This is a genomic window from Mesorhizobium sp. M7A.F.Ca.CA.001.04.2.1, from assembly GCF_003998485.1.
GTDB classification, from domain to species: domain Bacteria; phylum Pseudomonadota; class Alphaproteobacteria; order Rhizobiales; family Rhizobiaceae; genus Mesorhizobium; species Mesorhizobium ciceri.
Map to the genome: position 1 here is coordinate 23,565 of NZ_RZQT01000037.1, position 20,115 is coordinate 43,679.

Consider the following 20,115-nt stretch of genomic DNA (forward strand, 5'->3'; position numbering starts at 1 on the left):
GCCATCCATCCTCCGAATCGGGATGACAACACCTGACCATCCCATTCGGAACAGCGACACTATTGGTAACATTTTGCTTGAGGCAATGCGGGGTCAGTTTCTCAACTCGCCCGACACTAGAGGGGCGGCGTGCGGCGCGATCGGTCGGCCACAACGCTGCCGCCAAACGTTGGGCAAAGATTCGTCGACGGCATAACGACGCATTGGGACAACCCGCTGAGCGACGAGCAGACCGAACCTTCAGCCCAGCACGGGGAATATCCGATACTCGTCGAAGATGGCGGCTGTGGATCCGGCGCGACGCCCCGGTGGCAAAGAGGAGAAAGACCCGCGCCCGCGCCCTGCTCTCGGCGTTGGCCTCGACGGTCAATCCCGCCGGTCAAGAACGGCAACGCAACTTGCTGGACCATGGAGCTGATCCCCTCTGAAAAGAGCCAGATCCAAATCATTAGAACTGAGTCAGATCGCAGTATTGACGAGCTTATAGTGAAGGAACGTATCAAGCCCTCTGCGCCCACCCTCGTATCCGTAGCCGCTTTCTTTCACTCCGCAAAACGGCGTTAGTTCCGTCACTGTGGCGGTCGTGTTGATGAACACGCCACCCACTTCCAAACTAATAGTCAGACGTTCGATGCGTTCGCGTGATTGCGTATAGATGTAGGCGGCTAGCCCATACGGCAAGGCGTTCGCCATACGCACCGCTTCCATCTCATTCTTGAACCCATTAATCGGCGCGAGTGGCGCGAAATATTCATTGCGCATAATAACGCTTTCAGCCATCGCTTCGCACAGTACTGTCGGTTCAAAGAAATAACCCGCCCCCTTGACCCTGTTGCCACCGGTAACGATCTGAGCTCCACGGGCTATTGCGTCTTCGACCACCCCGACTGTCGCATCAATTCTACGAGAATGCGCGAGTGGACCGATATCCGTATTGGGATCCAGCCCCTTTCCAACCTTTAAGCTCTTAACTTTGCACAAGAATGCATCCACGAAACTGTTATAAGCTGGCATTTCGATGAAGAAACGGCTGGGCGCGGTGCAGACCTGGCCGGCGTTCGCAAATTTGGCTGCGGCAAGTTCAGTTGCTGCTGCCTCTATATCGGCATCTGCGAAGACAAGTGCGGCTGAGTGCCCGCCCAATTCCATGCTTGCGGGTTTCATTCCCTCCGCCGCCAGTCGCGCAAGAGCTTTACCAACAGGGATCGAGCCAGTGAGCGAGATTTTTCGAACGACCGGCGATGCGATCAATTGTTTCGAAATCTCAGCGGGATTGCCAAAGACCAGATTCAGATACCCCTCGGGCAACCCGGCTTCCTGAAGGGCCCGTACGAGCTCTATTGCTGCCGCAGGCGTTTCCTCTGCCGCCTTCAAGATAACGGGACAGCCAGCAGCTATAGCCATCGCCAGCTTACGCCCCGGCAGCACCAGAGGAAAATTCCAAGCGGTAAAGGCTGCAACCACACCGATCGGCACCGGTTTCGACGAACGTCTGATTGCGTGTCGGTTATCCCCGAGATCAGCATCGCACAATTCCAGCGCCAAATGAGCATAATATCGAAACAGCTCGACGACCCGGCCGACCTCGGCCCGGGCCTGACCCAACGGCTTGCCCTGCTCTAGAACTATACGCAAGGAAATCGTGGCTTCCCTTTCCGCAAGGATATCGGCCGCTCGGGCCAATACTTCCTGCCGGTTCTCAGGCAAGAATCGGCGCGAGGACCCAAACGCGCGCTCAGCCGAATGCAGCGCCCTTTCCAGCAATTGGGGAGTGGCCGAAGGCAGAAGACCTAACACTGTCTCGTCAGCTGGGTTTATCACTTCCTTGGGCGCCGCCGAGCTGGACTCGATAAATTCACCATCGATGAATATCCCGAGCGTCGGGTAGTCTGAATTTGCTCCCGCAATCATCGAGTTATGCTGGCCTGTCACCTCGGTGCTACGCATTGGCTTTTGCCATTTGCCAAGTTTCGGCTAAGGCCAACTCAAACCGTCGGAACATCTCGTCTATTTCCGGTTCCGAGATGATCAGCGGAGGGCAAAAAGCGATGATGTCGCCCATATTCCTGATGATCAGTCCATGGTTCTGGCACTTCTGGCTACAGAATGAGCCCACTTTCAGTAACTTATCGAACTGCGCCTTAGTGGCTGGGTCAGACGAAAATTCAATCCCGCCGAGCAGACCGACCCGTCGAATATCCCCAACCATGGGATGGCCGGCGAAGGAATCAATGCGCTGCGCAAAATGTTTTCCGACAGACTGCACGTGCTGGAAAATCGAGCGTTCTTCATAAATTTCCAGTGTCCGGAGCGCAACTGCCGCGGATACCGGATGACCCGAATAGGTAAAGCCGTGGGCGAATGCGTCATATTTCTCACTTCCGCTTATAAGCGGTTCCCAGATAGTCGGCGCCACAATTGCAGCCGAGATCGGCAGATAGGCGGAGGACAGGGCCTTGGCGACTGTGATAACATCTGGCTGCAGATGGTAGGTATCGGAGGCAAATGCGCGCCCGGTGCGCCCGAAGCCGCAAATAACCTCGTCCGCCACGAATAGAATCTGATTTTCCTTCAGGATTTTCTGAACTCTATCGAAATAGCCTGCTGGCGGCGGCACCACACCGCCGCCAGCTATTACCGGATCGGCGTAGAATGCTGCAATTGTGCCCGCGCCCTCGTGCTCGATCAACTTTCTAAGATCGTCCGCGCAGCGCTCGGAAAACTGCTCTTCGCTTTCGCCAGGCAGGCCCTCGCGATAGTAATCTGGGCACATGCATTTAAAAAACCGGTCCAACGGCAGGTCAAAGCCGTCGTGACAAGTTCCCAAACCGGTCATGGAAGCGGTCGCAAGCGTGACGCCGTGATAGCTGCGCATACGCGTAATGATTTTCTTCTTCTCGGGACGACCCAGAATATTGTTGGTGTACCAGATCAGCTTGATTACCGTGTCGTTGATTTCAGAGCCGGAATTGGCAAAAAAAACACGCCCGTCAGATATGGGAACCATATCCTTCAAGCGATTGGCGAGTTCGATCATTGGTCGAGTGGCCATGCCGTTGAAGCTGTGATAGGTCGGTAACGCATCGAACTGCTTGGCAGCCGCGGCCGCAAGTTCGGGTTCGCTGAAGCCAAGCGCAGTGCTCCAAAGACCAGCCAGCCCTTCAATATAGCTCTTGCCATTCTCGTCGATGACGTGGATGCCGTCACCACGCTCAATTACCAACGGGCCAGTGCGCTGATGGTTGGCAAGATTTGTGTATGGATGGATCAGCGCGTGCTTGTCCAGATCCACAAGCGACCTGTTTTTATCGTGCATCTTTTCTCCTAAATTCCCGGCTGAGCGAGAGTTTCCCGACTACAAATACGAACGAACTCTTCGATCAGCGGTTCAGTTCGTAGCCGTAATCTTGAATTGCGCCTTCCACGGTAATAAAACCGTCCGCGATGTCGTCTTCGACTGCTTTTCTATCGCGTTGCGAAGCGTAACCGTACCCGCCGCCCCCGCCGGATCGGCAAATAATCAAATCGCCTGACTTCAGCTTGATGCCATTGGCTTTCAGGCGGCTGATCTCTCCTGCTTCGGAAGATTTCACGATTACTGATGGCGGACGTCCATGCATCCCGCCGAGGAGGCCCCAAGCAGGGGTAACAGACCTTTCCCACCAGAAGCCGGCAGAGCAATTGTCGGACAGCATCTCATACGTCTTGTTTATGCCGCAGCCGCCACGCCATTGTCCGGCGCCGCCGGAATCTGGGCGGAGGCAATACTCCCTTATCCTGAGCGGATAGCGCGTTTCGCAAACTTCTATGGGAATGTCCCTCAGGCCGCCATTCACTTTGTTGATCAGCCCCGAGATCCCATCATGGCCACGGAACGCCCCCCAGCCTCCGACATGGCACTCGAAATCGATAAAAATCCCTCCGCTACGGGGATCCATGCCCGACATGATCACCGGATTTGAATCGCCATAATCAGCAGCTGTAACGTGGTCTGGCATCCCATCGGCCAGTGCCTTGGCGAGGAGGTCGATTTGCAACCCCAGGGAACTAAAGTACCAGTTTGCGGGTGCGGGACAGGTACAGGCGAGAAACGATCCTTCGCGCAGTCTTACTGACAGCGATCGAAACGAGCCACCGTTAACCGGCTTGTCGGATGCGAACAGATATTTGAATCCGACTCGACATGCTGAGATTGTCTGGGAAGCCCCGCTGTTGATCGGGCCAGGCGCCTGATCACTCGCCTCGGTTACATCGATTTCGATATCGCTACCCTTTACAGTAACTCGCATTTTCACCTGAAGCGGGCCGTTCCCCAATCCGTCATCGTCGACAAAGCCTTCCGCCGAGTATTCTCCATCCGGAATCGCTGCGATGGCTGCCCGTTCAAAGCTTTCGGTTTGATCGAAGATGACTTTCTTTGCCTCGTTAACAACTTCAACTTCATATTTGTCGAGGAGTTCGATGACGCGGCGAGACCCGACGTTCGCAGCCGCGATCTGCGCCTTGAGATCGCCGATTACTCCCTTGGGTAATCGGGTGTTGGCCTCGATCACGTCGACCACGTCGTGATTGATTTCACCTCCTATTGCCACTCGGGTGGGCGGAAGGCGTAGGCCCTCTTGGAATATCTCCGTTGAATCGAACGACTGTCCCGGATCCTTGCCGCCAATGTCCAGCCAATGGGCTCGGGATACGGCGAAGCCAAAGAGCTCGCCCCTGAAAAAGATCGGTGCATATACAGAGACGTCATTGAGATGGGTTCCAACCACGTAAGTGTCGTTCAGTGCCCAGATGTCGCCTTCGCGCCAAATGTGCCTGCCGAATTTGCGCTCCGTATATTCCGAACAGATTTCCAAATTGCCGAGAAATATCGGCAGGCCCGACGATTGGCCGAGAACCTTGTGGTCGCGGTCCAGGATCGCAACAGCGCAATCCTTCATCTCATAGATGATCGGCGTGAATGCGGAGCGGATCAGCATCGCGTTCATTTCTTCCGCGGCGGATATCAATCCATTCCTGACGATCTCAACGGTGATGGGGTTCAACATTTTTCATCCCTTTGCCCAACTCTGATGCTCATGACCCATCGCCCTTCGAGTTCCACAAATCAGCTTCAATCCGCTGCGCGCTTCGGACGCTCGAGGCTCGCCGGCGCCGAGAGCGAGGTCTACCCGAGCTATAGGTCGGCAGCGTATCCAGTTTTGGCCTAAGCAAAGATCCCCATAACTTCCAGATCCACGCCAACATAGCCGTCACCGAAAGGCTCGCTAATATCAAAATTTTGGTAGCCACGGTGAAATTGATATGAGCCACGCCGCACCAGCTCTGGTCTTGTAACGTTACCTTGAACCTGTGGCGCTTCTCGATGAGGGCGCCCGGCTATTATCTCAACTACTGACAGGCGTGGAGCACCAAAAACTTTTGTTGACGAACGGTGATCACAATATCGCCGGTCCCCTGTCGGTGGTCTATCATTCGAAGAAGTACCCTTCGAAAATCCTGCTTCCCATCACACCGGGGGCAGTACCCCAAGCGCCCGCGCCTGACCCCCTCGCGTTGCGAGGCCAGCCTTCTCGGAAGCAAACTGAGTTGTGCCCGGAGGACTACCGGTTCGGTAAGCTTTAGCCCATACTGGCCAGGGCCGGTGGCTGAGCTTCGCGAGATAATGAGACCCGTGCGCGGGTGTCTAGACGAGCGTGTTGATCTGTAGTTCTGTCAATCGATACAATGGATTGAGGGATGGGATGTCACGCGATGTCACGTCGGCGCATTGGCCAAGAAAAGTTTGGCCGTTGCTCGCGGCCAGCATTCGCCTTCGGATGGGCTTATCACGCCGAGTCCAGCTTTGCCGCTTGGATTCAAGTTCCTTCATATGCGCGGGTATAGGTCCGCATAGATGTTTCCCGGCTTCCGGCACGCACTGCCATCAGGGTTCTGGAGGATAACCACGACTCCGTCCCAAATCAGGTTCCCCAACTCGGGTTCGCGCGGCTGAATGCCCATGCTCAAAAAGCTGAGGCTTCCTTCGTCTCTTTGCTCCCGCAATGGTCAAGCTGCTCATCACGATGATCGGTCCGAGGACATTCGGAAGGATGTGCGACGCATGGTGCGTGCGTCGGTCGCGCCAAACGACCTACTCGCAGTCACGAAATCGCGGTTGCTGACCACCATGACGGCGCTGCGCGTCAATCGGCCAAAGACCGGCACATACGAAATGCCGATCATAAAGACCAGCGTTAACATCCCCGGACCAACGAGTGTTACCAACATCAGGGCGAGCAGCAGAGACAGAAAAGAAAGCATGATGTCGATTAGCCGGCAGTTGGATAGAGCCAATTGACATGGTCATTGTGCCTGAACTTGCCTTGGCGTCTCTGCGTTACATGCCGAAACACAGTTGTCGACCATCGATAAGCAAAGGTACATGACCCCAGCCTCACGCCTGCCAGCATGGCCCACGGCCTTCGCAGAAAGCCGCGATTCCTTCGGCGGCGTCGGTCAATTCCCACGCATTGGCCAGCAGAGCGGCCGTTTCGCCGATTATCGCGTCATCGATTGCCGACCTAAGTCGGCGCGCAAGCGCCCTGGCGGCGGCGACGGCTTGCGGAGAGGCGGAGCGATAGGGCCGCCGGATCTCGGCTCGACCGCTGCGTCAAGGTCGGCCGGCGGCCAGCGCAGGAAAGCATTCCAAGTTCACAGGCTTCATTGGCGTCAAATATCTTGGCTGACATGCGAGCACGGGCGGAACGCTCGAAGCTCTCGGCAATCGAACAGTTGATGTTCCTGCGGTTAAAGGTTTCCGAGGCCGATGCGAACACGGCGATCTCGTCAGCGTTGGCCGACCGCGCCACCTCGTAGCCCTTTGGGGACCAGCACCGCATAGACGACGTCCGGCGCGCGGCGAATACCGGCCATGACCTCGGCCGCATCGGCCATTTGCGGTACCCACTTCGGTGACACGAATGAAGTGGCCTCAAGCTTTCGAAAGCCGCAGTTCGACAGCATGTCAATAAGTCGAATCTTTTCAGCAGCCGACACGAGGCGGGGGTTTGGAGCCCCGGCATCTCGAAAATGGGAACGATTCACCCATCTGCTAGGCCTTTGGCTGGATTGAGCGATTTAATCATCGGCAACAAAGGATCGCCTGCGTGGATGGCGATTTTCCGACCAACGACCGGATAGATACCGCTTTGGTTGGCGATAATGGTTTGATGTCGAGCTCCGCAAGATTTTGCATTCTCAAGACAGCATAGACAGGGATGCCGGAATCCATCAGGATCGGATTGTCCGTGCCGTCCGCACCGGTGACGCCAGGTTATTAGAAGTAATCCGACAACAATATTATTGCAGTTGAGGAGATCGGAACGAATGGGCCAAGGTCGGCCGGTTTCCCTCCGTCAAACCAAAGTGTCCGATGTCCGTAGATCTCGTTGCCAGACTGGACGACAAGCTGCGTGCGAAGCGCGAAAGCTTCGACAAAATTCCGGTGGTCGATATCGCGCCCCTTCTCGATGGCAGCAATAAGCAGGCAGTGGCCAAGCAGATACGTTGGGCGCTGTCGAACAATGATTTCATGTACGTCAAGAACCATGGCATTCCTCAGGAGTTCGTCGATTCGGTGTTCGACGTGAGTCGCCGGTTTTTTGATTTGCCTATGCCGCAGAAGATGGAACTGCACGTAAGCAAATCGGATGTGGCGCTGCGCGGATACATCGAGCCATTCGGGGAAAACACCGATCCAGGCAAGACGAAAGACCTCAAAGAATGCTTTGACATCGGCCCTGAACGCTCGACCCTGGAGGGTGTGGCATCGCTCTCAGTCTGGACTTGCAGGAAAATCATTTCGAGAAACTGATGCGCCACCCGATCAGTATCCAGCGCCTTCTCCACTACCCTCCGCCGGGTGGCTATGTCGGGGAAACATCATCGGTATCGGTGCGCACACGGACTATGGCAATCTGACCATCCTGGCACAGGACGACGTCGGTAGTCTGCAGGTCATGAATCGCGACGGCGACTGGGTAGAGGGCACAGCTATCCACGGCACCTTCGTCATCAACATTGGCGATCTGATCCAGCGGCTCACCAATGATGTCTATCATGCGAACATGCATCGCGTAGTCAACACCACTGGGCGGGAGCCCTATTCGATCCCCGTCTTTATCGATGCTGATTTCGATGTGCAATCATCGAACCGCTGGCGCCTGCGTCACCGATGGCAACCCGCGTCGCTATAAACCGGTGACTTGTGGCGACCACAAATTCGGGCGTTTCACAGCAAGCTACGCCCTCTTGGCCAAGGCATAGCGAGCGCGGTGATGTGAAGCCGCCCGAAGAGAACAGCGAGCAAGAGAGCAGCTGCTCAAGAGCTTTTGGCGAGCCAGCTCGCAAAAAGCCGCGCTTTCGAACCTGCCCTGGGATGGATTTTCAGGTAAAATGCTCGGATTGCCCGCCTTCGAAATGCCTTGCTCGCGGTCGATCGAGCCGCCCGGAGAGGAGCAAGACCCCGCGAAAGAGCGCAACGTCGGCGAAGCTGAAGGCTCGAAAAGCGCTTGACTTCAACACGCCGAATAGAGAAGCAACCCTCGTCTGTTAATCGCACGAAAGGGCGGGCCCACCCGATCTCAGACCCTCGGAACATGACGTCTAGTCCAATTGGCCCCACGCACCAATCGGTTCGAAGTGATGGCCGGGCGCGGTCTGCCTCAGCCGCTGTCCGCGTGATGGCTCCTCGCCGGGAGGCACCTCGACATTGTCGATCAACCGCGTCTCTAGCGTGCAATCACACCTGTCGTCCAGGCCAACTATAATCAGCGGGCATTGGCTCAACGCCGCGGGCGTCGGGTAGCGCCATCAGGCGGCGGTCGTCAGCGTCGTCCTCCCAGCACCCGGCGATTTCCTCACAGGTCGCGAACCAAACGCCCTCGTGAGATTTGATATGTTTGATCAGACGCTCCAACAGGACCATGTGATGGGCTTGACCAATGATTTGTGGGTGCAGTGCCAACGTATAAACACCGTCGGGCTGGTTCTTATAGGCGTAGTCAAAGATGTCCTTCCAGCGACGAAGAACAATATCCGTATCGCCCATACCTACGTGAGTGCCAGTATAGGCGAATGGCGGCCAATCGTCCAGATACCAGCTGACGGGAAGCTCTAGCACCTTGCTTGCTGGACCGGCGACATTGCCCTCTTCCCAACGTATCTGCCAGCGCTGGGGTCGGTAAGGGACCAGGTCCCGCGCCATCAAGCTACTGTCATAACTAAAGCCCGCTTCCTCGATCAAATCGAGTGTATTGTCACTAAAGTCCCAATAGGGAGACCGGTACCCGACCGGCCGAAGGTCGAGCACCTTCTTATATGTCCTGAACGCAAGATCCATTAGCCGTTTCTCAGTGTCACTGGACAGCAGTGTCGGGTTTTCATGATAGTAGCCATGGTGGCCGATCTCGTGGCCTTCGTCGCGGATGCGCTTGCTGACTTCGGGGAAGGTGTCGACGGTGTGGGCAGGTGTGAAAAATGTGGATCTGATGCCTTCGCGCTTGAATAGATCAAGTAACCGCGGCACGCCAACGGCCGCGCCAAATTCACCTCTGGACATGGCCGAGGGGGTGGGGCGGTTGAAACCGCCAAGCCACAATGCTTGAGCGTCGAAGTCGGCGCCTAGATTAACCGCTATTTTCTTGCCTGCCGGTAATTTGAGTTTACCCATTTGGAGCACCTTCCTCAGACGTTTTGTGAAATACGATAGCAGTTGATAAGGAGTTTCCGCCCCAAAAACTTTCGGATCGGCAACTAAAACACTCGGACCTACTGCTCGCGTCACACTATTATGTGAGTGACGTCTGCTTCAGCGTCGATGTGCGGAGTGTATCTCATTGTCCTCTACTTTCCACATAGAAGTGGCGCGAAGCTATAGTTCCTCATTCGGTACGCCCTCGCGTGCGCCGAGATGCTGAAGGAAGTAGCGTCTGAGCTGAAGTTACAAAATGGGTAGCCCTCCAGGCACAAACTCAGTTTGCTTTCGAAAAGGCTGGCCTCGCAACGCGAGGGGGTCAGGCGGGGACGCCTGGGCTACTGCACCCGGTATGATGGGAAGCAGGATTTTCGAAGGGTACTTCTTCGAGTGATAGACCCTATTGACTGACGGGCCACCGACGGGGATGCTGCTTTGAAAGTTGTGCGGATATCGGTGGGGAGCAGTTTGCTGGTCGAGAATAGAGCACGGTGCGCCGATAGTTAGCTCGAGACAGTGCCCTTGCCGGACGACATGAGCAATCGGGTTCAGCAATGACATCCGTATCTCGTAGATTTCACTTGGTACGAGCTTTGCGCTTCTACGAAACGAATGAATCACCTCTTCACATGTCTGCTCTTTATCGATCGCTCGTAGCGAAGCTCGCAGCAAGCCTCCTTGCAGAAAGAGAACATTGCCTTCTTCATCGATATCTTTCAGCGATAATCCCAAGTCAGTATCATTGCCATAATCAATACTGAGGTATAGCGTGACCTCGGGGTTCCCAAGCATGACCATGTCTGAATCAGACGGCTCCGTTCTGTAATTTAATACGCCTGGCGAATATGGCTGGAGCGCAAACTGCTCACTGCTTCCAACGAGCTCTGCTGCCGTTGGGTAGAGATAGGCCCGGGCGCCATCGGTTGAGTTGCCACTTGGCTCGTCAGAGGATAGCGCGGCATCGGCTGTAAGATAGAAGGGACGACGCTCAATGGTCGGTTCTGGCCACGTCTCGTGCGTCGTCATCCACCCGGCAACCGCCTTCTTAGCGTTTCCAGCAACCTCTCGAACGTCCCAAAACACAGTGACAGGAGCTTCGTTTTCTACACCATTCTTTATGCCCTTCACCCAACGGTCCAGGAACCTCATCTGCTCCGTATCCACAAAGCCATAGCTTCGAACTCCCATAGTTGGGTGGGGACCGGCGACATTGTGATCACCGTTCATCAGCAGAAGTTTCTTGTGCTTCACACTTCTGAGTAGGTGAGTAAATAGCCGGGCGCTTTGACTGGCGCAGCGGCAGGATTCATCCTGCCATGAGGCAACAATCATAGTCGGGACATCGACCTTGCCGGCAACCTCCGGGCGGGCCAATGTGACTGCATCCCACCATTCATCCTTGAGTGGGCGGCTCCTAACCTCATCGAGAAATCCGCGTTTGACGACTTGCTTACCCCGGCGAATCGCGGCGCATTGGCTATCTCCCGCGTTTATGCGCCACTCTGCACCGGCTGCCTGCGTCGCCTTGGTCGTGACTTCCCACGCCGCGGCACCAAGCTGGAATATCCCGCCAACGTAGACGAAATTCTCGTAGCCATCCCCTATCCCGCTCGCCACGATGGCTCTTAGGTGAGGAGGTCGCTCTGCTGCGACCCAGAATTGAATTACACCGGGAGTTGAATTACCGATCATTCCAACGTTGCCGTCGCTCCAAGGCTGTCGGGCAATCCATTCCACCACCTCGGCTCCATAAACGCCTTCCTTGTTGTCATACCAATATTCAACAATTCCTTCTGAGCAACCCGTTGCAGGAAAGTTGGCGCCGACGAAAGCGTAGCCGGCTTCGAGAAATTGCTTTGCCATTTCGAAAGGTGCGGCACTAGCTTTGTAATGGGAATACCAGAAGACTGTCGGATAGTGGCCAGATTTCGGGCGCCAGGTAATGTGAGCTATGCGCGTTCCGTCCGCCATAGAAACGTAGCCTATATCGCGTACGACGTCATCTTCAGTAAGGTTGGTGTTAATTGGGTTCATCTTTCCCTCCACATCCTTTGGCTTTATGAGCGATTTGCCGTTTGACCCCGACACCGCGATGGCAAAGCACGGCAAGTAAATTGCAACCGCCAGGCAACCCTGCAACGCCAAGGCTTAGTACTGAGTCAACGTTGCGCAGCGAGTTTGGCCGTCATCTTCACCAGATGACCTTGAAGGCGGGATCGGGGTGGGGGTCACCCGTGTTCTCGAGCACGTTGAAGCAGACGACGACGATGCCGGTGTCAGGATTTGCGAGCATGTACTGACCGCCGTAGCCGCCGTCGCCTAGCCAGATGCCGTCGGTTCGTTAGCTGGCCGCTATAGCGCATCCAGTCGCGCGGTTTCGGCATTGGAGGGCCGGGGTTTCGGCGTGAATCTTCAATGAGGGCGGCATCGCCGACGCGGCGCCCGTCGATACCCTCGCCGTTGCGCGCCAAGAGAAGGCCGTAGCGCGCGTGATCGCGGGCGGAGAGGCAGGCGCCGCCACTAATCAGTGGAACGCCCTCGCGGTCGCAGGTGATGTGGAAGCATCCCTCGAGGCCGGCCGCTTCGACGACCTCGATCAGCCAATAGCGCAACGCCCGGCCGCTGGCGCGCTCGATAATCCAGCCAACGACATCGCTGTTCGTCATCTTGTAAAGGGCGTGGCCGGTCGCCAGATCGCCACCGGTGATGCCGCAGATGAAGGAGCGAGTCGTCTCTTCCTTGTGACCCTCCACCGGCAGGCGCCACCCGTTGGAGGCATCCAAGTCGGACCACGTGTAGGATTCGGTGTAGTCCTCTGCGTAGCCGTTGGCGACGTTCATGTCGGCGGCCGCCTTGACGGTCGCCTCGGAGTAGCCCGTGCCGATCTCCGGCAGATAAGTACCTACTCGCTCGTTGAGATTGACGAGGCCGTAGGCCACCGCGCGGCCGAGCATCAGGTTGAGTGTCGTCTGGGTGATAGACATGATGGGATGTGGCCTGTCGGGCCCGAAGTCCGGGGCATAACGCTCGTAGGGGATGCGCTCGCCGCGCACCACAATGAAGGCCGAGAAATGCGGCATGGCGAGGAAGCGTGCGACGTCGGGCCGGTCCCCGATGGTCCAGTCGATCTGTTTCCTGAGCGGCAGGACGCGGGGGGCGCGTAGCGACATCGTATAGCGCACTGTGGTGTGGATGTTGTGGAAGCCGCGGCGGCGGTAGTTCGGCAGATTCCAGCGTGGCTGGTTGTCAAACAAGATGTCGAGATCAGGATTGGCGATCGAGAGGAGCGTCATGTGGTGGGCCTTTCAAAGATGGGGTTCGTTAGTAGTGAGGCTCACGCTTCGGCAATCGTAATGCTGGCGCCTTCTACGGCCGCCTGCATATTCACGCAGCTTCATGCAGGTCTCTTTATGGGGGACGTTTTTCGGGCGCTAATGGACGGAAACAAGCATAAGCCCGTCGTCTAGGCTCTTCTTCACAAAGCGCGGGCTCCGATGAGCGACACTCGTTCATCGCCCAACGGCAACGTGGTGCGAAGGCGCAGCCGGGAAGGCGGTTGAGAGGGCTCGGGACCTCGCCGTCGAGCGGTGGGGACTGGCGCCGTCGCCGAGGATCGATGACCGGGACGGCGTCGAGCAATGCCCGCGTGTATGGGTGGCGCGGACCGGCGAAGACCTCATCAACGGACCCGCTCTCAACGATCCGGCCAAGATACATGACGGCGACGCGGTGGGCGATGTAGTCTACGACACCAAGATCGTGCGTGATGAATAGGTAGCTGACGTTTGATCTGGCCTGGAGAGCCTTAAGAAGCTTCAAAATCTGGGCTTGCACGGAGACATCGAGCGCCGCGGTAGGCTCATCGAGCACAAGCAGCCGTGGTTCAAGCGCCAACGCACGTGCGATGGCGACGCGCTGCATTTGCCCGCCCGAGAGCTGATGGGGATAACGGTTGAGGTAATCCACGCCGAGTCCAACTTGGCTCAGCAGTTCGCCGGCGCGCCGGGTGACGGCTTCGCCCCGTATGCCTAGAATACCGCTCAGCGGTTCGCCGACGAGCGAGCGCACCTTCATCCTCGGATCGAGGGAGGAATGCGGGTTCTGGAACACCACGCCGACGTCGCGGCGTGGGGGCATTGTGGTTCCGTATCGGTGGGCGGTGACTGCATTGCCGCCGATCTCGATTGTGCCTGCATCGAATTTCATAAGCCCCAGGAGTGCGGAGGCGAGCGTACTCTTGCCGCAGCCCGACTCGCCGACGAGTGCTAGCGTCTCGCCCGGCGCGATCTGAAAGCTGATATCGTCCAAGGCCTTTATGGCACCCTGGCGCGTGGGATACACTTTGCACAGACCCTCCACGGAGACCAGGCGAACGGGCGGTGCGGCGTTCATGGTGCCTCCGTGACCTGCTGATGGCGAACGGCATGATGGCATAGTGCCAGGTGGCCCTCGCCAAAGGTCCGGGCCGGCGGATCCGCCTCTGCGCAGATGCCAGTCGCCCGGTCGCACCGGTCGTGAAACGCGCAGCCCGTCGGTATTACGCCAGGATCGGGTACATGGCCGGGTATCGAGACGAGATCGCCGGTACCGCGGCCAACTACGGGAACAGTACCCAGCAGCTTTGCCGTGTAGGGATGGCGAGGCTGGTCAATCACCCCCTCCACGCTGCCCATCTCAACGATCCGGCCCGCATACATGACGGCCACGCGGTCGCAAAGTTGCGAAACGATGCCGAGATCGTGTGTGATGAACACGACGGCAAGGCCCTTCTCATCGGCGAGGCGCCGCAGGAGCCAGACGATTTGTGCCTGGATGGTCACGTCGAGCGCCGTTGTGGGCTCATCGGCGATCAAAAGGCGCGGCTGGCAGGCGAGCGCGAGCGCAATCAGGGCACGCTGGATCTGCCCGCCTGAAAGCTGGTGCGGGTACTTCTGAAGTGCCAGCTCCGGGTCAGGGATGCGCACGGCCTTGAGCTCGCTCAGAGCCACGGTACGCGCTTCTCGCCGGCCGACCGGTCGGTGGCAACAAATGACATCGATCATCTGCCGCCCAAGCGTGAAGAACGGGTTCATGGAACGCATAGGATTTTGGAAGATCATCGCAACGCGGCTGCCGCGCATCGCGCGCAGTTCGGACTCGGGCCGCCCAATGACCTCCTGCCCGTCGATCCTGATGCTGCCGGTGATGCAACCGGGCGGCGGCACCATGCCAAGACAGGCGCTCGCGGTCATGGACTTCCCGCAGCCCGACTCACCCACCAAGCCGAGCACTTCGCCTGCGGCAACTTCGAAATCAACGCCGCGCAGGATCGAAGTCGATCGGAAAAGACCGGGAAAAGTCACTCCGAGGCCGCTCACCTGAAGAACCGGGTCGCTCATTCCGGTCGACCCTGCTTTGGGTCCAGAATATCGCGGAGACCGTCGCCAACGAGATTGAGCGCAAGCACTGTCACGAAGATGGCCAGACCCGGAAACAGCGCAGTCCACCAATGATCGAGGAAGTCGACGCGGGAATCCGCCGCCATTAGACCCCACTCGACCGCCGGAGCCCTTGCGCCCAAGCCGATAAAGCTCAGCGATGCCCCTGCCAAGATCGCGTAGCCAAAATCCGCCGAGGCCGCAACGATGACCGGCGTCAACGAGTTTGGCAGCACGTGGCGAACCAGAATGCTCGGATGCCCCAAACCGATCGTTCGCGCGGCGCCGATGTAAAGTTCCTCGCGCACTCGCAGAACCGCGCCGCGCATAATGCGCGCCGTTCCTGGGAACCATGAAACACCGAGCGCGATCACAGCGCTCCAAATGCCAGGACCAAGTGCAGCAATGATGGCGATCGGCAGAAGCAGCGGCGGAAAGGCCAAGAAGACATCTGCTATACGCATCAAAAGAAGGTCGGTCCTGCCACCAAAATACCCTGCCACAAGTCCGATGGGGACGCCGATGACTAAGGATAGAAGGACAACACAAAGGCCGACGAGCAGCGATATCCTTCCTCCATGAAGCACCCGGGCGAAGATATCCCTGCCGAAGCGATCCGTGCCCATCAGATGCTCGGCGCCGGGGGCTAAAAGCCGCTCCGACATGATGATTTTGGTCGGCTCATAGGGTGCAATCCAGGTGGCCAGCACCGCACATGAAACCACCACCAAGAGGATGGCCGCGCCAAAAACGAACAGCCGGTGTTGCCTAAAGAATGCTCTTGCCCGGATCAGGCGGCTGGGCCACTCGATGACATCGGTTTGCATCATCATCTCCATCACGCTGTTCTGAGCCGGGGATCGACGACCGCATACAGAAGGTCGACGATCAGATTGACCAGGAGGTATGTGCCGGCAAGAAAGAGTGTGGCGCCGAGCGAGGCGGGGTAGTCGTTCTGCGCGATCGACGAGACCACAAAGGCACCCAGTCCTGGCCAGTCGAAGACTGACTCAACCACAACGGCTCCGCCCAGAAGGAATCCATAGGTCAACCCAACGACCGTCAGGATTGGTATGAGGGTGGCCTTCAACGCATACCGATAGTAAATCACGGACTTCGGCAGGCCATAGGCAAACGCAGTCCGAATATACTCCTCCTTCAGAACCTCGATCATCATGTTGCGCGTGATGCGTGTCACGGTAGCAAGTAGCAGGATGGTCAAGGTGAGGAGTGGCAGCGCTATGTGTGCAAGAGCGCTCATGAAACCCTCCCAATTGCCGGTAAGAGGGGCATCGATAAGGAACAGACCGGTGATCGGCCTGATCGGGCTGCCCAAAAGGATCGAAGTATCCACGCGACCCTGGAGCGGCAGCCATCCGAGAGCGCCGTAAAAGAGGAGCTGCAGTGACATCGCCAGGATGAAAGAGGGGACCGCGACGCCAGCAACCGAGGCCGTCCGGACGACATTGTCGACGATCGAGTTCTGCTTTACAGCGGAAAGAACTCCGATCGGAATGCCAATGAGCAGAACGATCACCATCGCCAAGGTGGTGAGTTCGAACGTCGCGCCAAACCGCTCGCCTACCTCCGACAGCACAGGCCGCTTGGTAAGCAGGCTGTTGCCCAACTCTCCACGCAGCACATTGCCAATGAAACCCAAATATTGAACCGCGAGCGGTCTATTGAGTCCGAGCTCGTCGTTCATCTTGTCGGTCATCTCAGCGGAAGGCCTCTGCCCCAGCATCAACTCCGCGGGCGAGGGGGCAAGCACTCGGCTCAGGACGAACATTATGGTGACGACGCCAAGTACGACGCCAACGATCATCAACAGCCGTTGAACCAAGTGCACTGCCATAGCCGTGATATCCTCCCGTTACTTTCAGCTAAGCAAAGCCGCCTATCTGCTCAGGCTGTAGAGGGAGATCCATTCGTAGGCGGGATTGTTGGCTTGTTCCATTCCTTTGATATCGGAGGAATAGGCGACGACCCGGTCAACATCGGCATAGAAGATGGCGACGGCATTCTGCATCACCCTGTCTTGGGCGGCAATATAGGCCTTAGCCGCAGCGTCCTTGTCGACACCTTCCAATTGGAAGCCCTCGCCTACCAGGCGGTCGTACTCTTCGTCGTGGTAATAGGAAAAGTTCCAGACGGGTTTCTCTTCGCTCTTAAAGATTCCCAAAAAATCCTGCGGAGAGGGATAACCTGGCCAATTTACCATCGCGTTCAGGTGACCGGTCGTTTCAGGAGACCGAGCCTTCGTGTTGTAGGTGGTGGCGACCGCCTCAAGCTCGAGCTCGACATCGAGGCCGACAGCCTCGGCGTTGGCCCGGAACAGCTCTATTGCATCGATCTGCTCTTGATTACCGGCGTAGTACAGTGCCTTTATCTTCCAATCTTTCTTAGGAATGCCCGATTCTTCAAGGAGTATTAGCGCCTTTTGTGGATCATATTTGCCCACGTCGTATGTTCCATGACCCCACAAGGTCGATACGACGGGACCTACCGGCTTTTTGGCGATGCCATGAAAGATGTCCTTCAGTACTGACTCGTGATCCCAAAGAGATAACAGAGCTTGTCGGAATTTCAGATTGTCTGTGGGATATTTTTGGGTGTTAATCATATAAAATTGTGTGCGCCAGCTCGGAATATCCGCGACGGAAACATTGGGCAAAGCCTTGAGGCTCTCGATCTGCGTAGCGGGAATACGAGGGCAAAGGTTTGCTTCGCCGGAGCGGATCATCTGAATGCGCGTCGACACTTCGGCCACATAGGGATGAAGAACACGGTCGATTTGGCCACTTTTCCATCCGCCCCAGTAATCTTCGAATTTGTCGAGGACGATTAGCTTTCCCTGCCGGAACTCTGTCAACTTGTAGGGCCCTGTGCCGATCGCATTGCCCTGGTTCAGCCATTCGTCGCCCTTGTCGATGCCTGCCGGACCGATCACGTAACCACCAGATTGTGCACCCGCCACGAGATCGAAGGCGATGGCGTCTTTGAAACGGAAGATGAGGGTATGTTCGTCCGGCGTCTCTACATGTTCCAAGCCCGCATACAGGTAGCTCGCCCCTTTCCCAAGATCACGCGTATATTCGAACGACTTCTTGACAGCCGCCGAATTCAGCGGCGATCCGTCGTGGAACTTTACCCCTTCGCGCAGTTTGACAGTCCAAGTCTTGCCACCCTCCGCACCCTCCCAAGCGCTTGCCAGTTTCGGCAGGACCTTCCCGTCCTTGTAGGCAAAGAGGGTCTCGTAGACGCTGCCTAGCACATAGAGTTCGGCCGCATTAGCAATGGCTGGGTTCATGTTCTGGTACGCTATGTCCCAAATCCAGGTCAGCGTGTTCTTTTTGTTTGTCTGCGCGATCGCATGAAGGCTGGACCAACTCAGTCCACCGATGGCTACGGACGACCCTGCGGCCCCCTTGAGAATATCGCGTCGATTCATTGTCATTGTGTTTCCCCTTTGCTTGGTTGCTCGTTCTTGGTAAATGCTCCAGCACGTCTACCACTCGCTCAAACTTCCGCGGCGAGTTTTGCCATCATCTTCACCAGAGGACCTTGGAAGTTTGGATCGGGGTCAGGGTCGCCTGTGTTTTCGAGCACGCCGAAGTAGACGACGACAATGCCGGTGTCAGGGTTTGCGAGCATATATTGGCCTGCGTAGCCGCCGTGGCCAAGCCAGGTACCATCGGTCGTCATCTGGCGGCTATAGCGCATCCAGTCGCGTGGTTTCGGCATTGGAAGGCCGGGGTTGTAGCGCGTTTGTTCGATGAAGGCGGCATCGCCGACGCGGCGGCCATCGATGCCCTCGCCCTTGCGCGCGAAGAGCAGGCCGTAGCGTGCGAGGTCGCGGGCAGAGAGGCAGGCGCCGCCGTCGACCAGCGGCACGCCCTCGCGGTCGCAGGTGATATGGAAGCATCCCTCGAGCCCCGCCGCCTCGACGATCTCGATCAGCCAGTCGCGAAGCGGCCGGCCGCTGGCCCGCTCGATGATCCAGCCAAGGACATCGCTGTTGGTCGACTTGTAGAGCGCATAGCCAGTGCGGTTTGCCAGGTCGCCGCCGGTAATGCCGCAGACGAAGGAGCGGGTCGTCTCCTCCATATGCCCCGCCAGCGGCAGGCGCCAGCCGACGGCGGCCTCCATGGCAAACCACGTCGCGTTAGGGTTGGTGTAGTCCTCGCTGAAGTCATTGGCGACGTTCATGTCGGCGACCGCCTTGACGGTCGCCTCGGCGTAGCCCGTGCCGATCTCCGGCAGATAAGTACCTACTCGCTCGTCAAGATTGATGAGGCCATCAGCGACGCAGCGGCCGAGCATCAGGTTGAGTGTCGTCTTGGTGATAGACATGATGGGATGCGGCCTGTCGGGGCCGAAGTCCGGCGCGTACCTTTCGTAGAGGATGCGCTCGCCACGCAGGACGACGAAGGCCGAGAAATGCGGCATGGCGAGGAAACGTGCGACGCCGGGGCGCTCGCCGATGGCCCAGTCGATCTGCTTCCTGAGCGGCAGGACGCGGGGGGCGCGCAGCGACATGGCGTAGCGCATCGTGGTGTGGAAATTGTGGAAGCCGCGGCGGCGGTAGTCGGGCAGGTTCCAGCGCGGCTGGTTGTCGAACAAGATGTCGAGGTCGGGATTGGCGATCGAGGGGATCGTCATGCGGGGAGCCTTCCAAGTAAGTAAGGGGTTCGTTCGTAACGTGCAGGTAATAGGGAGCGCTGTGACGCGTGCGCTCGCATTTTTCCATGTTGGCAATTCCGAATTGGTTGATTGCCGAATTGTAGCATTAGAAGACCAGAACCGGGGCGGGACGGCTCATATCAATTTTACTGTGGCTACCAAAACTTTGGTATTAGGGAACCTTGGGGCCACGGCTAACATCAGCGTGCCGTTGCAAGTCATCCGCTGCGGAAGAGATGAACGCGATGCCGTTGCGCCAGGTTGCGCCGGTATTTAGCA

General features: G+C 57.3%; 14 protein-coding genes and 1 pseudogene. 2 read left to right on the forward strand and 13 right to left on the reverse strand.

From position 1 onward, the window contains the following. Positions 1 to 459 precede the first annotated feature (459 nt). From EN955_RS14490 to EN955_RS14510, 4 genes and pseudogenes are all read right to left on the reverse strand, one after another. Entirely contained in the window at positions 460 to 1,947 is a 1,488-nt protein-coding gene (locus tag EN955_RS14490; RefSeq protein WP_024505868.1) for an aldehyde dehydrogenase family protein, read from the reverse strand. Then, a complete protein-coding gene (locus tag EN955_RS14495; RefSeq protein ID WP_024505867.1) occupies positions 1,940 to 3,316 on the reverse strand; it encodes an aminotransferase in 1,377 nt (458 codons plus the stop codon). The genes EN955_RS14490 and EN955_RS14495 overlap by 8 nt, the downstream gene beginning before the upstream one ends. 64 nt (positions 3,317 to 3,380) lie before the next feature. Beyond that, on the reverse strand, positions 3,381 to 5,048 hold the full coding sequence (locus EN955_RS14500) for a hydantoinase B/oxoprolinase family protein (RefSeq protein WP_024505866.1): 1,668 nt from the start codon (positions 5,046 to 5,048) through the stop codon (positions 3,381 to 3,383). Between the two features lie 1,698 nt (positions 5,049 to 6,746). Next, positions 6,747 to 7,086, reverse strand: a pseudogene (locus tag EN955_RS14510) (hydroxymethylglutaryl-CoA lyase); the annotation flags it as partial. A gap of 328 nt (positions 7,087 to 7,414) precedes the next feature. Here EN955_RS14510 and EN955_RS35090 point away from each other — a divergent pair. Next, entirely contained in the window at positions 7,415 to 7,855 is a 441-nt protein-coding gene (locus tag EN955_RS35090) for a 2-oxoglutarate and iron-dependent oxygenase domain-containing protein (protein WP_206521635.1), read from the forward strand. Continuing rightward, positions 7,803 to 8,237: an isopenicillin N synthase family oxygenase gene (locus EN955_RS35095; RefSeq protein ID WP_164782112.1), complete on the forward strand. Its 435-nt coding sequence runs from the start codon at positions 7,803 to 7,805 to the stop codon at positions 8,235 to 8,237. The genes EN955_RS35090 and EN955_RS35095 overlap by 53 nt, the downstream gene beginning before the upstream one ends. Positions 8,238 to 8,782: 545 nt before the next feature. Here EN955_RS35095 and EN955_RS14525 read toward each other — a convergent pair. The 9 genes from EN955_RS14525 to EN955_RS14565 form a co-directional block, all read right to left on the reverse strand. Continuing rightward, positions 8,783 to 9,712 carry a polysaccharide deacetylase gene (locus tag EN955_RS14525; RefSeq protein WP_024505804.1) on the reverse strand — a complete coding sequence of 310 codons (930 nt, stop codon included), beginning with the start codon at positions 9,710 to 9,712 and terminating at the stop codon, positions 8,783 to 8,785. A gap of 270 nt (positions 9,713 to 9,982) precedes the next feature. Beyond that, entirely contained in the window at positions 9,983 to 11,770 is a 1,788-nt protein-coding gene (locus tag EN955_RS14530) for a CocE/NonD family hydrolase (RefSeq protein ID WP_032899849.1), read from the reverse strand. A 242-nt stretch (positions 11,771 to 12,012) separates the two neighbouring features. Beyond that, positions 12,013 to 13,029 carry a serine hydrolase gene (locus EN955_RS14535; protein WP_032899848.1) on the reverse strand — a complete coding sequence of 339 codons (1,017 nt, stop codon included), beginning with the start codon at positions 13,027 to 13,029 and terminating at the stop codon, positions 12,013 to 12,015. Positions 13,030 to 13,144: 115 nt separating this feature from the next. Beyond that, positions 13,145 to 14,128 carry an ABC transporter ATP-binding protein gene (locus tag EN955_RS14540; RefSeq protein WP_024505806.1) on the reverse strand — a complete coding sequence of 328 codons (984 nt, stop codon included), beginning with the start codon at positions 14,126 to 14,128 and terminating at the stop codon, positions 13,145 to 13,147. Next, positions 14,125 to 15,114 carry an ABC transporter ATP-binding protein gene (locus EN955_RS14545; protein ID WP_024505807.1) on the reverse strand — a complete coding sequence of 330 codons (990 nt, stop codon included), beginning with the start codon at positions 15,112 to 15,114 and terminating at the stop codon, positions 14,125 to 14,127. Before EN955_RS14545 ends, EN955_RS14540 begins: the two co-directional genes overlap by 4 nt. Continuing rightward, complete coding sequence (locus tag EN955_RS14550) at positions 15,111 to 15,992, reverse strand: ABC transporter permease (protein ID WP_245265432.1); 882 nt, start codon at positions 15,990 to 15,992, stop codon at positions 15,111 to 15,113. Before EN955_RS14550 ends, EN955_RS14545 begins: the two co-directional genes overlap by 4 nt. Further along, positions 15,992 to 17,008, reverse strand: coding sequence for an ABC transporter permease (locus EN955_RS14555; protein WP_024505809.1), 1,017 nt, complete (start codon positions 17,006 to 17,008; stop codon positions 15,992 to 15,994). Before EN955_RS14555 ends, EN955_RS14550 begins: the two co-directional genes overlap by 1 nt. A gap of 42 nt (positions 17,009 to 17,050) precedes the next feature. Further along, positions 17,051 to 18,604, reverse strand: a complete 1,554-nt coding sequence (locus tag EN955_RS14560; protein WP_245265433.1) for an ABC transporter substrate-binding protein — start codon at positions 18,602 to 18,604, stop codon at positions 17,051 to 17,053. A 68-nt stretch (positions 18,605 to 18,672) separates the two neighbouring features. Then, the gene (locus tag EN955_RS14565; protein WP_127223431.1) at positions 18,673 to 19,815 is read right to left on the reverse strand and encodes a serine hydrolase; all 1,143 of its coding nucleotides are present in this window, start codon (positions 19,813 to 19,815) and stop codon (positions 18,673 to 18,675) included. Between the last annotated feature and the right edge of the window lie 300 nt (positions 19,816 to 20,115).